This is a genomic window from Flavobacterium lacisediminis (assembly GCF_025909975.1).
GTDB lineage: Bacteria > Bacteroidota > Bacteroidia > Flavobacteriales > Flavobacteriaceae > Flavobacterium > Flavobacterium lacisediminis.
Genome location: NZ_JAPCIO010000015.1, coordinates 1 through 15,012 on the forward strand (window position 1 = coordinate 1; position 15,012 = coordinate 15,012).

Sequence of the window (15,012 nt, forward strand, 5' to 3'; positions counted from 1 at the left end):
TTCTTTTGAAAAGCCCTATCAGTTTTGATAGGGCTTTTTTGTTATCAATATAGCGTCTCTACGAGACTAAAAAACCACCTCAGTAGGGTGTTTTTTTATTGGTTTAATTTTACCTGTGTTGGATAAGTTAGTTAGTGGAAATGCTATTTTTAATGAATAGAATAGTTATTTTTTAGAATTTCAATGAAATTATTTAAAAGTGAATGAATTTGGTTGAGTTGGTCTATAGTTTGCAATTTTTCTTGTTTAGCAAAATATAGCATGTATTTGCCTTTATCTGGAATTTCATCAAATAATCCATTTTTATTTGTAATTTCTAATCTATCAGGATTTAATGCAACAATTAAATTTAAGAGGTTTTCACTTTTTAATATTGATGTAGCTTTATATTCATAATTACTTTTTAAAAAATATTTTTTATCGAAATCTGTATTTTTAATGTTAATGTCTTTTATGTTAAAGATTTTGCCGATTTTTGTTAGTATATCTTCTTTTGTTATACACAATTCAAGTTTAGTTGGGTTATTAAATTGGACTATTCCTATCATATATTTTTTTTCGTATGTTCTTCCTCCAGAAGTTATATAATGAGTATGATTTGTAATTTTAAAACAGAAACCAGAATGAGAATATTCAACAAATAAATCCCCAGAAGTAGATTTTAGTGTACCATTTTTTTCTACTGTAAATTGTTCCCAAATGTATTTTAGGTCTTTCCCTTTAATTAATTCATTTATTTTCTTTAGAATGGACATTTAGCTTTGGTTTTAAGATTTGATTTTTATGAATAAATATATTAAAAATGTTATTAGTAATTAAGATTGATACCATAAAAAAAATCCGACTCTTTTGAAGTCGGATTTCTATTTAATTAAGGTTTTAACTATTTTACTAAACCTCTTGAAATAACAATTCTTTGAATTTCTGAAGTTCCTTCATAAATCTGTGTAATTTTTGAATCACGCATCATTCTTTCTACGTGGTATTCACTTACGTAACCATTTCCGCCGTGAATTTGTACGGCTTCGTTTGCTACTTCTAAAGCAATTTCAGAAGCATATAACTTAGCCATAGCGCCAGAATGTGCAATATCTTCACCATTATCTTTTTCAGTTGCTGCTTTATGAATTAACAATCTAGCACATGTAATTTTTACATGCATATCAGCTAATTTGAATGCAATTGCTTGGTGATTAAAAATTGGTTTTCCAAAAGCTACACGCTCTTGAGAATATTTCAATGCTAATTCATAAGCTCCTTGCGCAATACCTAAAGCTTGAGATGCAATTCCAATTCTTCCTCCGTTTAATGTTGACATCGCGAAAGCAAAACCAAATCCGTCAGCACCAATTCTGTTTTCTTTAGGAACTTTTACATCATTAAATAATAAAGTATGTGTATCAGAACCACGGATTCCCATTTTCTTTTCTTTTGGACCTACTTCAAAACCTGGCATTCCTTTTTCCACGATAAGAACGTTAATCCCTTTGTGTCCTTTTGAAGCGTCAGTTTGTGCAATTACTAAATAAGTAGAAGCTGTTCCACCATTTGTAATCCAGTTTTTAGTTCCGTTTACTAAATAATGGTCGCCCATGTCAATAGCAGTTGTTCTTTGTGATGTAGCATCTGAACCTGCTTCTGGCTCTGATAAACAGAAAGCTCCAATAACTTCACCTTTCGCTAACGGAGTTAAATATTTTACTTTTTGTTCTTCTGAACCATATTTTTCTAAACCAGCACAAACTAATGAGTTATTTACTGACATGATAACCGCTGCAGAAGCATCAACTTTAGCAATTTCTTCCATTGCTAAAACATATGATAAACTATCTAATCCAGCACCACCGTATTTTGGATCAACCATCATTCCTAGGAACCCAAGTTCTCCCATCATTTTTACTTGTTCTGTTGGGAATTTTGAATGTTCGTCTCTTTCAATAACTCCAGGTAATAATTCTGTTTGAGCAAAATCTCTAGCAGCTTGCTGAATCATTAAATGCTCTTCGGTTAATTTAAAATCCATATTATTTAGATGTAATGTTTGATTATTTTGTAATTTCAGGAACCAAATGTAAAGATTAATTACCAAATTTTCAATAACAATTTGTAATTTTAACCCATGTTTAAAGAAAACTATAACGTTATCGGAGTTATGTCGGGCACATCGTTAGATGGTGTCGATTTAGCTTACATAAAATTCAATCATTCAGAGAATTGGACGTTTGAAATTTTTCAATCCGAAACTGTTTCTTATTCTGAAGAATGGCTTAATAAATTGAAAAATGCGATTCATTTCAGTCATTCAGAATTAGAGGAATTGAATATAAGTTATACAAAACTTTTAGCTTCGATAATTTCCGATTTTATTTACAAACATAATCTTACCGAAATTGATGCCGTTTGTAGTCACGGTCATACTATTTTACACCAACCCCAAAACGGATTTACACTTCAAATTGGGAATCTTCCGATGATTCGGGATTTAGTTAATCAAACGATTGTTTGCGATTTTAGAGTGCAAGATGTGCAATTTGGTGGTCAAGGCGCGCCATTGGTTCCGATTGGTGATGAATTGCTTTTTTCTCAATATGATTATTGTTTGAATTTAGGCGGATTTTCGAATGTGTCATTTAATGAAAATGGGAACCGTATTGCTTTTGATATTTCGCCCGTAAATACCGTTTTGAATTTTTATGCGAATGAATTAGGTTTTCCATATGATGATGCTGGGAATTTAGCAAAATCTGGAAATGTGAATCAGGATTTATTGAAACAATTGAATGGTTTGGATTTTTATAAAGCATCTTATCCAAAATCACTCGGAATGGAATTCGTAAATGCTGAAATTTTCCCACTTATGCATTCTTTTTCAATTGACGTAAAAGATAAACTTCGAACTTTTGTAGAACATATAGCTATTCAAATTGCGAAGATTTGTGATAAACCTCATGCGAAATTATTCATTACAGGAGGTGGCGCTTATAATCGATTTTTAATTGAGAGATTGCATAATTATTTACCTACAACTGAAGTTGTAATTCCAGATGATAAAACCATTCAGTTTAAGGAAGCATTGATTTTTGCATTTCTAGGTGTATTGCGATTACGAAATGAAATTAATGTATTGTCCTCAGTAACAGGAGCTAATAAAAATCACTCTTCTGGAGTAGTTTTTATGTAAATGTTATAAAAAACTAAAAAATGTAGTTTAGGCTTCGGGGCTTAAACAGAATATGTATATTTGTAAAACCAAAAAAATTAACCAACACAATGAAAGATTTATTAAAGAAATTTGAAAACAAAGAACCAGAAATAGTATTTAATTGGAAAGACCCTGAAACAGATGCAGAAGGATGGACAGTAATTAACTCGTTAAGAGGTGGAGCTGCAGGTGGAGGAACTCGTATGCGTAAAGGGTTAGATATGAACGAAGTACTTTCGTTAGCTAAAACTATGGAAGTTAAGTTTTCGGTTTCAGGACCAGCTATTGGTGGTGCTAAATCGGGTATTAATTTTGACCCAAACGATCCAAGAAAAAAAGGTGTTTTAGAAAGATGGTATAAAGCGGTTTCTCCATTATTAAAAAATTACTACGGAACTGGTGGCGATTTAAATGTAGATGAAATTCACGAAGTTATCCCAATGACAGAAGATTGTGGTGTTTGGCATCCGCAAGAAGGTGTTTTCAATGGTCACTTTAAACCAACTGAAGCAGATAAAATCAATAGAATTGGACAATTACGTCAAGGAGTTATTAAAGTGATTGAAAATCCAAATTTCTCTCCTGATGTAAATAGGAAATATACAGTTGCCGACATGATTACTGGTTATGGTGTTGCAGAAGCGGCGCGTCATTATTATGATATTTATGGAGGAACAATTGTTGGTAAAAAAGCTATCGTTCAAGGTTTTGGAAATGTAGGTTCTGCAGCTGCTTTTTATTTAGCTCAAATGGGTGCAAAAGTGGTTGGAATCATCGATAGAGATGGTGGTGTTATTAATGAAGACGGATTCTCTTTCGAAGAAATTACAACATTATTCTTAAACAAAGACGGAAATAAATTAGTTGCTGCTAACATGATTCCATTTGCTGAAATCAATGAAAAGATTTGGTCAATGGGAGCTCAAGTATTTGCTCCATGTGCGGCTTCAAGATTGGTTACTAAAGACCAGGTTGACAGTATGATTGCTTCTGGATTAGAAGTGATTTCAAGTGGTGCGAATGTGCCTTTTGCTGATAAAGAAATTTTCTTTGGTCCAATTATGGAAGAAACTGATAAAAAAGTGAGTTTAATTCCTGACTTTATCGCAAATTGTGGTATGGCAAGAGTTTTTGCTTATTTCATGGAGAAAAAAGTTCAAATGACAGACGAAGCTATTTTCTCTGACACTTCTAACAGAATTAAAAACGCAATTCAAAATGCACATGCTATAAATTCTGATAAAAAGAACATTAGTGCAACTGCTTTTGAAATCGCTTTGAAACAACTTGTATAAAAAATAAATCATGGAAGCAATATTAATACTTCTGTTTGTAATAGGTTATTTGTCTATTACTTTAGAACATCCTTTAAAATTAGATAAAACTGTGCCAGCACTTATGATGGCGGCTTTGATGTGGGCTTTGCTTGCAATAGGTTTTCATAATGGATGGTTTTCTGTAGTTGATGGACATGGAGCTATTTTTAATATTAATTCTGGTGATATTCATCAGCAGGAGCATGGGTTCGAAGGGTTGCTTTTGCATCACGTAGGAAAAGTAGCTGAAATTTTAATTTTCCTAATTGGAGCTATGACTATTGTTGAATTAATCGATTTACATAGAGGTTTTGATGTCCTAAAAGACATGGTTAAGACCAAAAGTAAAATCAGATTATTATGGATTACGGGCATAGTAGGTTTTATATTGTCTGCTGTAATTGATAATCTAACAGCAACGATAGTATTGATTTCATTATTGAGAAAATTAGTTCAAAATAGAGAAGAACGTATTTGGTATGCCTCATTAATTGTTATTGCTGCAAATGCTGGCGGAGCTTGGTCGCCAATTGGAGATGTTACAACAACTATGTTGTGGATTGCTAAAAAAGTAACTGCAGGAGGTTTATCAGAATATATTATCATTCCAGCAATTTTATGTTTTATCGTACCATTCGCTTTAGCTTCAAGAATGAAAATTTTTAAGGGCAATATTGAAGTTGATGAGAAAACTCACGAAGATAGAGAACGATTATTGAGTAGTAAAACAATGTTGTGGTTGGGATTAGGAGCAATAGTTTTTGTGCCAATTTTCAAAACATTAACACACTTGCCTCCTTATGTGGGAATGATGCTAAGTTTAGCAGTAGTTTGGTTAGTTTCTGAATACATTCACCCAGAAGATAATTTTGATAAAAGTAGAAAACATTTATATTCAGCTAACAAAGCGCTTTCTAGAATTGAGATTTCTAGTATCTTGTTTTTTTTAGGAATTTTAATGGCTGTTGCTGCTCTAGAAAGTTTGGTTTTTGGTACGATTAATGGAGTTGAAGTGGGTACATTGCGTTATGCTGCTGAAAGTATTTCTAATGCTATTCCTAATATGGATGTTGTGGTAATATTATTAGGAATTTTGTCAGCTGTTATTGATAACGTACCTTTAGTTGCTGCTTCTATGGGAATGTATACATATGAAATTGATCATTCAATTTGGCATTTTATTGCTTATTCTGCAGGTACTGGAGGTAGTATGCTTATTATCGGTTCTGCTGCAGGTGTAGCTGCCATGGGAATGGAAAAAATTGATTTCATTTGGTACCTAAAAAAAATCACTTGGTTAGCTTTTGCAGGTTTTATCGTAGGAGCAATGGCTTTCTTATTTATTGAGCATTACATTAGATAACAATATTTAGAATTTATATACGTTTTAATTAAAAATTAAGTATACACTATGAGTTTATTTCTTCAAGCCGATAGTTTAGCGGTTGCTAGTCAAGTAGTAACAGAAGCACAACCTACAGAACAAACCTTATCCATGTGGAGTTTATTAACTAGTGGTGGAATTGGAGGCCAATTAATCATGTTGGTTCTTTTTATTCAGTTGTTTTTTGCTCTATTTTTATATTTTGAGCGATTAATGGCCATTAATAAAGCTTCTAAAATTGATGCTAGTTTTATGAACAACATCAAAATGAATATTATGTCGGGCAAAATTGATGCTGCCAAAATGTTATGTGCACAAACCAATTCACCTGTTGCAAGATTAATCGAAAAAGGAATTTCTCGTATAGGAAAACCATTAGAAGATATTAATACTGCAATAGAAAATGCTGGAAACTTAGAATTATATAAGTTGGAGAAAAACACTAGTATGTTAGCTACTATTTCAGGAGCCGGACCAATGGTTGGTTTCTTGGGAACAGTTGTTGGTATGATTCTTGCCTTCCATAAAATGGCTAGTGGTGGTGGTCAAATTGAAGTTGGTGCTTTAGCGGAAGGAATTTATACAGCTATGACAACAACGGTTGTAGGATTAGTAGTTGGTATTATTGCATATGTTGGGTATAATCACTTGGTTGTTAAAACCAATAAAGTGGTGAACCAAATGGAAGCCAATGCAGTTGATTTCTTAGATTTATTAAACGAACCAGTATAATGAAGTTAGGTAAAACAAGAAATAAAGTATCAACAGAATTCAATATGTCGTCTATGACCGATATTGTATTCTTGTTGCTTATCTTTTTCATGCTAACTTCTACTATGGTAACTACTAATGCACTTGATTTAGTATTGCCAAAAGCAAAAGGAAAAACTGATAGCAACAAAAGCACCTCGGTGAGTATTGATAAAGATTTGAATTTTTTCATAGATAAAGATCAAGTGAATGAAGCCGATTTAGAAAACCAATTAATGGCTTTAATGGCTAATTCTGATAATAAAGCTATTGTTTTAAGAGCCGAGAAATCTGTTCCTCATGAAAAAGTAGTTAAGGTTATGGAAATAGCCTATAGAAATCAAATAAAAATGGTTATTGCGGTAAATCCAAAATAGATAAAAAATGAAATTTTTAGAAACATCAGAAGAAAAAAAATCATTCACAATAACGTCTGTTATTTTTGTGATACTTTTTCTGTTGTTTACTATTTTCGGATTAACGTATATGGATCCACCACCAGAAAACGGAATCGCAGTTAACTTTGGAACCAGCGATACGGGTAGTGGAGAAATTCAACCAACAGAACCCGTGCAAATGTCACCCGATCAAGCACAGTCAGAACCTGTTCCGGCAGAAGAAGACGATGTCTTAACGCAAGATGAAGAAGCGCCAGTAACTTTGCCTAAAAAAGACATAAAAAAACCGGTTACAAAGCCATCTGAAACGAAACCTGTTGTTAAACCAACAGAAACCAAGCCAACAAAACCTAGCAATAGTGCCTTAAATAGTATTATTAAAGGCCCAAAACAAGACGGAACATCACAATCTGGTCACGGAGATGATGCTGAAGGTGGCGATAAAGGGAATCCAAACGGAAGTTTGTACGCCAATAGTTTTTACGGAAATGGTTCTGGTGATGGAATTGGAACAGGAAAAGGAACCGGTTGGGGATTAGCTGGAAGAAAATTATCAGGTAACAGTAAAAGAATTCAAGATTGTAATGAATCTGGAAAAGTGGTGGTTAAAATTTGGGTAAATCGTCAAGGAAATGTAATTAAAGCCGAACGTTCTCAAGGAACAACTAATACTAATCCTTGCTTAGTAAATCCCGCATTGGAAACTGCTAAAACTTTCAAATGGCAACCTGATGCTAACGCACCTGAAACCCAAATTGGTTTTGTGGTAGTGAATTTCCAAGTAGGAGAATAATAATTCTTTGTTATCCCATTTAAAATGAATTATCAAGAAACAACTACATGGTTATTTAACCAGTTACCTATGTTTCAAATGCAAGGCGCTTCAGCCTATAAAAAAGATTTGACCAATACTTTGTTGTTGGTAGAACATTTGCAACATCCAGAAATAAAATTCAAATCGATTCACGTAGCAGGAACTAATGGAAAGGGTTCAACATCGTCTATGCTTGCGTCAATTTTACAAGAAGCTGGTTATAAAGTAGGATTATATACTTCGCCTCATTTAAAAGATTTTCGAGAACGCATCCGTATTAATGGAGAAATGATTTCGGAAGCTTTTGTTGTTGATTTTGTAGCTCAAAATAAATCGTTTTTCGAAGCCAATCAATTAAGTTTTTTCGAAATGACAGTTGGTTTAGCCTTTGATTATTTTGCCAAAGAGCAAGTCGATGTAGCTGTGATTGAGGTTGGAATGGGAGGTAGATTAGATTCTACCAATGTAATTTCTCCTTTAGTTTCTGTAATTACCAATATTGGTTTTGATCATACTCAATTTTTAGGAGATACATTACCAAAAATAGCCGCTGAAAAAGCTGGAATTATCAAATCTAATATTCCTGTTGTAATTGGAGAATATTCAGAAGAAACAAAACCTGTTTTTGTTGCTAAAGCGAAATTTGAAAGCGCATCAATTTATTTTGCTCAAGATAATTCAGAAGTTACTTACGAATGTGTTTTATTGGGAGATTATCAAATGCATAATAAAAAAACGGTTCTTCAAACAATAAAATTATTACAATCACAATTTAATATCGAAGAAAATCATATTAAATTAGGATTGAAAAATGTAATTCAAAATACCGGATTGCTTGGTAGATGGCAAATTTTAAAACAAAAACCCTTTACGGTTTGCGATACAGCTCATAACAGTCACGGATTAAAAATAGTATTGAATCAAATTCAAAAACACCAATTTAAAACCCTTCATGTAGTTTTAGGTGTAGTAAATGATAAAGATTTAGATTCGATTTTACCCTTATTTCCAAAAAATGCCAATTATTATTTCTGTAAACCAAATGTCCCAAGAGGGTTAGAACCACAAATTTTACAGAAAAAAGCAACTGAATTTGGATTGTATGGAGAAGTATTTAATTCTGTTTCAGAAGCTTATGAAGAAGCGATAAATTTGGCTAAAGATTCTGATTTTATTTACATTGGAGGAAGTACTTTTGTAGTGGCTGAAATTGTGTAATTTTTTTTCAAAAACACTTGCACATACAAATATTCCTTGTATATTTGCACTCGCAATACGGTAATAGTAGCGCATCTTTTTGGGGCGATTAGCTCAGCTGGTTCAGAGCACCTCGTTTACACCGAGGGGGTCGGGGGTTCGAACCCCTCATCGCCCACCAAAATTTAAATCCCACAGAAATGTGGGATTTTTTTATGCCCTAAATTTGGCTATAAATAAAATAAGCTGCCCTTTCGAACAGCTTATAAAAATCTAATTAAGATTTTTTGGGGAATTCTTTATTCTTTAATAAATCGTTTTGTGCCTACCGATTTTCCATCTGCAACTTCAATAATATATATCGCTGGCATTAATGAACCTACATTTACAGAGTTGTTTTCAATATATCCATTTGCTACTTGTTGTCCCATTTGATTATAAATTCTGTATGAAGTAGCGGTGTTTTCCATTTCTGAGAAATTAATCATATCTCCTTTAACAGGGTTTGGATATAATTTGAAATCAAGTTTTGTCACTTCTGTTGTTTCTATTATAACTTCTTCTGAGTTTTTTGCTACAACTGAAGTAATGTTGATTGTATAATCTTCTACTTCTCCATTTGCAAATGCTTCACAAGCAGTTGAAGATGCGTTGTATTTCATTGAAACTCTCATTCTTGTTGAACCAGTTAAAGCAGAAGAAGGGATATTTATTGTCCCACTTACAGTAGCTGTTTTTGCCTTTGATTTAGTAAATACTAATTCTGTTGATTCAAATGTTCCATTTTTATTAAAATCAATCCATACATTATAAGATTCAGCTCTTGAAGCACCAATCCATGATGGTGTAATTGTAATTTTGTTTGAAGAGCCAATAGACAAACTCGTCGATATTGATGTGTAGTTGCCATACCCGTTATTATTTCCAGAAGTGTTATTAATGGTGCCGATTTGAACTTTATTGATGTATTCTCTCGATGTGCCACCAGTTGAGTTACAATATTCTGTAATAGCCACTAAAGTTACTGTTGCTGTTGTTATGCTTACAGTATTACTTGCAGATGAGATATTTCCAGCTGCATCTTTTGCTTTTACATAAAAACTATAAGTGGTTGAAGATGATAAACCAGATATAATAGCAGATGTGTTTGAAGTAGTTGTTTTTAAAATCCCATTTTGGTAAACCTCATATCCAATTACTCCTATATTATCCGATGCAGATGTCCAAGATAAATTAGTGCTTGATGTTGTAGTTCCTGAAGCAGAAAGCGTAGAAACTGATGGTGCAGTAGTGTCAGCTGGAACGAGTGTAGTTACGTTTGTAGTATTACTCGCAGACGAAATATTTCCTGCNCGTAGAAACTGATGGTGCAGTAGTGTCAGCTGGAACGAGTGTAGTTACGTTTGTAGTATTACTCGCAGACGAAATATTTCCTGCAGCATCTTTTGCTTTTACATAAAAACTATAAGTAGTTGAAGAAGATAAACCAGATATAATAGCTGTTGTGTTTGAAGTAGTTGTTTTTAAAATCCCATTTTGATATACGTCATAACCACTAATTCCTACATTGTCTGAAGCCGGAGTCCAAGATAAATTAGTGCTTGATGTTGTAGTTCCTGAAGCAGAAAGTGTCGAAGCTGTAGGGGCAGTAGTATCAGCAGTAGCCGGAGCAGTAATAGTAAAATTAGCATTGTTAATATCAAAGAAGATATGGTTACTTCCTTTAACCATGATTCTATTAGTTGCTCCTGGTATATTTGGAATTACAATATTTTGAGAACCATCATTAGGAGTTCCAGTAAGTAAAGCAATGGTGAATGTTTGCCCACCATCAGTTGATAATAAAATATCTACATTAGCACAATTCACTCCATTTGCATTTGTACCCGCAACTGTCCAATTGATAGTTTGCGTAGTTCCAGAAGGGTAGGATGCCGCAGTGTTTTGTGTATCTATTGTAAATGGACCAGCAATTCCGTCAACAGTTATAACCATATCATCTGTATTGTTTGCTCCACCTCCAATTCTGTTATCTCTAACTGTTAAACGAAAATTTAAAGTTCGTGCAACACCAGGTAATGCTTCTGAAATAATTTCTCTTCCAGCTGTTGTTGTAGACCCAGTTAAAATAGAATTTATAGAAGGAAAATATCTTACTGGTGAAGTGCGAGGCGAAAATGATCTGAAAAGAGGTCCCGAAGTTGCTGTTGCATTTGGTACTGAAGTAGTAGAGGTGCCTAAATCCATTTCTTCCCAACTGTAGGTTAATGCATCTTCAGTATTTCCATCAGTAGCAGATCCAGTTAACATAAAAGGTGTTCCTTTAGGGATAGTGTAATCCATTCCGGCATTAACCACAGGTACGGCGTTACCTGTTGAAATTAAGACAGGACAAGTTTTAGTTTTAATGTTATCGGTAATTTGTTGAATACTAATAGCGTGAAAATAAGCATCAGAATCGAATTCAATATCTTTACTTGTACGTCCTGAATAGCTCATGATAGTTGAGCCACTTCCAGGTTCTAATTGAGCAATTGTTCCTTCGTTAATATGTGTAAAAGTATGGTTTGCACCTAATTGATGTCCCATTTCATGCGCTACATAATCAAGGTCAAAAGTGTCACCTTGATAATTGCTGGAAGACGAACTTGTATAAGCTCTACCTTTAGAATTATCATTACAAATACAACCTCTACAACCAGCATCTCCACTATTTGTAAAGCCACCGCCTAATAAGTGTCCAATATCATAATTAGCTTCTCCAATTACTGCAGTTAAATTTGCTTGACTTTCAATTGTCCAATTTGGATAATTTGCTGGATCAGAAAATGGATCTGTAGTAGGATTTGTATATATAATAGAATCATTATTTGCAATAAGAATCAATTTAACTCCAAAATCTTTTTCAAAAATACCATTAATTCGAGTCATGGTATTGTTCATTGCTGCTAAAGCTGCTGCTTTAGTTCCTCCAAAGTAGGCTGCGTATTCACCAGTACATGATAATGCTAATCTGAAAGTTCTTAATTTTGAATCATCAGCTCCTCTAAAAGTTGTGGTGTTAATTGTTGGATTAAAGGAATTCATAGCTTCATCAATCATTTTACACTCAAATTTCTCTAGTACTTCTTCTTTGTCGGATTTTTTATATACACTATATGTGTTTGAATCATTTGATATTGGTTCAATAAAAACTGCAGATTTATTAGGATACAATGTCATGGATTTAAATCCTAATGGAGAATAACTAAAATAAGCACGAGCATGTGGATTATCAATTCCAACTGCTACATAAGATTTTATTTCAGGGTATTTAGCAGATAATTCTGGTGCCATTATAGAATTTTCGTAGACTTTGAAATTTTCCAATTTGCCTTCTCCATTTGGCAATGTAATAATTGTGTTAGATTGAGAGATGTTGAAATTATCTCTTTTTGGAGAAGTATTCAACATTTTTTTCATAACAGGAAAGTCTAATTCAAAAATATTTTTTTTAGGTAAGTGGGAATTTGGAATTCTTTTAAAAGCGTCATTTGAATTGCTTTTTTTCCATAAATCATTTTTGCTCTGTGCAAATCCTGAAGTAATTGTAATTAAAAGTAGAGTAGTAGAGATTAGTTTTTTCATGGTCATCTTCATTTTGTTAACTGCTTCAAAACTAAACATTTAAAAACATATCATCGACGAAATTAACAATAAAATCGACGAAATACACTATTTTTTAAAAGTTTGTAAGATATAAGCTAAAAATTCGGAGGTATTTTTTAAGAAAAAATATAACTATATGATAATCAGTGTTTTTAATATAAATATTTTCGTAGGAAAATTATTCTCGGATTCTTCTTAAAAAATTTGAAAAGGGAATTAAATTATTTTTTGTTGTTTTATTTTGCTATAAAATGTACTTAAACGGATTTTTTTTTATTACATCTGTTAAGTTATTTTTGTATGAAGAAAGTCTTCATTTTTTTTATTTTTTTAAATGTAAACTATTGATTAATAATGATTTGTTAAAAAGTTAAAGTTTAAAAATCGGCTTTATTTTATTAGAGGTTTAATCAAAATAGAGTTAAATTTGTAACAACAAAACCAAGAAAGGTTTTAAAATTGATTTCTGATTTGCCTTATTTCATTAATGTAAATCAAACAAATTATTTAGATGGTTCTATTGATTAATTGTCATTGCAATGAGCAATGTTTCCCCCTACAATAATCAATTAATAATTTTCTTTTTTACTTTTTCGTGTATAATTTTTATAAAATTTCAATTCATGATTGGAAATTTTTCAACATTATTCAAAGCTCTTTCTATCTTAACTTACTAATGATATGGTATTAAAAACCGTATTATTATGAAAAAAATTATCTTATTTTATCGTGAGAATACCCGATTGTTTAAATGCTCCTTATTGCATTTAACGAGGGTGTTTATAGATTGGTGCCTTACTTCTTTTTCACAAGAAGGGAAATTTATTAAAAATTGGTTTTATCGTTTAGCATTTTTACTTTTAGTATTTAGCCAGATTTCTTCATTTGGTCAGTCAAACACAAATAATTCTCAATGGGGAAAAAATGGTCCAGCTTCAGCGCCCGCAAGCCCAGTTAATTGGGCAAATGGAAATGCTCAGGGAACTAATTCACATTTTACAGAAGGACAATCCATTCCCACTCGTATTGAGTTAGATGGTTTAACAGCTGGACAGCCAGCATCGGTTACCTTTAATATCAACATAATCCAAGGAAGTGATGGTCAACATGCTTTTGATTTCTTTACTGGACCAAATCGTATTGAAGAAACCGTTAGTCCTTTAGATGGTTTATCTGGATATAATCCTGTAAAATCAACTTATGTATTTCCTATTCCAAATGCATTTAATACTGGTGGTGTACCTGCTAGTTACTACAATGAAACGGCATTAAAAATGGCTTGCCAGCAGAATGCTGATGCAGCTTTTCCTGATAAAAATTCAATTTGGATTTATAATGGGACCGTTTCAAATATTACTTATGTATGGGGAAATGAAGATGGAGCAAGTACTCAGCAGACATATTGTACTGTGACTTTTACGCCTACTTCAACAAAAGTATTGTTGGTGTTAGGATGTCATATTGGTGCAGAACTTACTGCTTCTTGTGCTGGTTGGGGTATTGGTAATGGTGCTTCAACAATTAGTGGTTCTCCTTACCATTTTCACATTCACAACATATGTTCACCGCTTAGTAATTGTATTACCTTAGGAAGTCAGGATCAACAAATGGCATCTAATTCTGTTATTGTTCCGCCAACTTGTTCAATTACTCCTTCATTTGCTGAAATATGTGCTGGAGCCACTGCAACTTTCACTGCAACAGGAATTAACGGATCGGGAGGTGCGCCATATTCTTTTGTTTGGTCAGGTCCCAATGGATTTACTGCTACAACATCATCAATAACAGTTGGTGTAGCAGGAATTTATTCTGTAGTCGTATCAGATAAAAATGGGGTGCCGACTCTGGTTCCTTGTACTGCAAATTTGATAGTCAACGATAATCCAACACCCTCTGTAGATGATGAAGAAGCTTGTGTTGGTTCAACAGCTACCTTCTCGACTACTCTAGTTTCTGGGTTCTCTTATCAATGGTATTTAAACAATGTTTTGATTCCTAATGCTACTAATAATAGTTATACAACCCCAGCTCTAACTTTAGGGGATAATGGAGGGATTTATAAAGTAATTGTTGTAAATGGTAATCACAACACAGACTGTGATGGGGAAGATTCAGGTACATTAACAGTAAATCCTCTTCCTGTAGTTGTTGCGAATAACTCACCGGTTTGTGCTGGATTTACTGTTCAATTAACGGCTTCACCTTCAGGAGGAACTTGGAGCGGAGATCATATTAGTACTTCGGGATTGTTTGATTCGTCAGGACTTTCCGCTGGAACTTATAATGTTACTTATACGTATACT

The 15,012-nt window shown here is 33.1% G+C and carries 12 protein-coding genes, 1 tRNA gene and 1 pseudogene; 9 read left to right on the forward strand and 5 right to left on the reverse strand.

From position 1 onward, the window contains the following. Nucleotides 1-149: 149 nt before the first annotated feature. Nucleotides 150-755, reverse strand: coding sequence for a hypothetical protein (locus OJ995_RS13285; protein ID WP_264369881.1), 606 nt, complete (start codon nt 753-755; stop codon nt 150-152). Between the two features lie 128 nt (nt 756-883). Then, nucleotides 884-2,023: an acyl-CoA dehydrogenase gene (locus OJ995_RS13290; protein ID WP_133610962.1), complete on the reverse strand. Its 1,140-nt coding sequence runs from the start codon at nt 2,021-2,023 to the stop codon at nt 884-886. 96 nt (nt 2,024-2,119) lie between these two features. Between OJ995_RS13290 and OJ995_RS13295 the strand changes: the two genes are divergently transcribed. The 8 genes from OJ995_RS13295 to OJ995_RS13330 all read left to right on the forward strand — a co-directional run bounded on the left by OJ995_RS13295 (nt 2,120) and on the right by OJ995_RS13330 (nt 9,242). After that, nucleotides 2,120-3,181 carry an anhydro-N-acetylmuramic acid kinase gene (locus OJ995_RS13295; RefSeq protein WP_264369882.1) on the forward strand — a complete coding sequence of 354 codons (1,062 nt, stop codon included), beginning with the start codon at nt 2,120-2,122 and terminating at the stop codon, nt 3,179-3,181. A gap of 89 nt (nt 3,182-3,270) precedes the next feature. Beyond that, nucleotides 3,271-4,497, forward strand: coding sequence for a Glu/Leu/Phe/Val dehydrogenase dimerization domain-containing protein (locus tag OJ995_RS13300; RefSeq protein ID WP_264369883.1), 1,227 nt, complete (start codon nt 3,271-3,273; stop codon nt 4,495-4,497). Nucleotides 4,498-4,507: 10 nt separating this feature from the next. Next, on the forward strand, nt 4,508-5,881 hold the full coding sequence (nhaD, locus tag OJ995_RS13305; RefSeq protein ID WP_264369884.1) for a sodium:proton antiporter NhaD: 1,374 nt from the start codon (nt 4,508-4,510) through the stop codon (nt 5,879-5,881). 48 nt (nt 5,882-5,929) lie between these two features. Beyond that, nucleotides 5,930-6,634 (forward strand): MotA/TolQ/ExbB proton channel family protein, encoded by a 705-nt coding sequence (locus OJ995_RS13310; protein WP_264369885.1) that lies wholly within the window; start codon nt 5,930-5,932, stop codon nt 6,632-6,634. Next, on the forward strand, nt 6,634-7,029 hold the full coding sequence (locus OJ995_RS13315) for an ExbD/TolR family protein (protein ID WP_264369886.1): 396 nt from the start codon (nt 6,634-6,636) through the stop codon (nt 7,027-7,029). Before OJ995_RS13310 ends, OJ995_RS13315 begins: the two co-directional genes overlap by 1 nt. Before the next feature lie 7 nt (nt 7,030-7,036). Continuing rightward, complete coding sequence (locus OJ995_RS13320) at nt 7,037-7,843, forward strand: energy transducer TonB (protein ID WP_264369887.1); 807 nt, start codon at nt 7,037-7,039, stop codon at nt 7,841-7,843. 24 nt (nt 7,844-7,867) lie between these two features. Continuing rightward, nucleotides 7,868-9,082: a bifunctional folylpolyglutamate synthase/dihydrofolate synthase gene (locus tag OJ995_RS13325; protein WP_264369888.1), complete on the forward strand. Its 1,215-nt coding sequence runs from the start codon at nt 7,868-7,870 to the stop codon at nt 9,080-9,082. Between the two features lie 82 nt (nt 9,083-9,164). Continuing rightward, nucleotides 9,165-9,242 (forward strand) — tRNA-Val (locus tag OJ995_RS13330). A gap of 118 nt (nt 9,243-9,360) precedes the next feature. Here OJ995_RS13330 and OJ995_RS13335 read toward each other — a convergent pair. From OJ995_RS13335 to OJ995_RS13340, 3 genes and pseudogenes are all read right to left on the reverse strand, one after another. After that, entirely contained in the window at nt 9,361-10,077 is a 717-nt protein-coding gene (locus OJ995_RS13335; protein ID WP_264369889.1) for a T9SS type A sorting domain-containing protein, read from the reverse strand. A 90-nt stretch (nt 10,078-10,167) separates the two neighbouring features. Next, nucleotides 10,168-10,443, reverse strand: a pseudogene (locus OJ995_RS13580) (hypothetical protein); the annotation flags it as partial. Beyond that, nucleotides 10,388-12,727, reverse strand: a complete 2,340-nt coding sequence (locus tag OJ995_RS13340) for a reprolysin-like metallopeptidase (RefSeq protein WP_432419336.1) — start codon at nt 12,725-12,727, stop codon at nt 10,388-10,390. The pseudogene OJ995_RS13580 and the gene OJ995_RS13340, both read right to left, overlap by 56 nt. Nucleotides 12,728-13,413: 686 nt before the next feature. On the opposite strand from OJ995_RS13340, the gene OJ995_RS13345 reads away from it, so the two are divergent. Continuing rightward, the coding region (locus tag OJ995_RS13345) for a hypothetical protein (protein WP_264369891.1) at nt 13,414-15,012 on the forward strand (1,599 nt) is incomplete at its 3' end.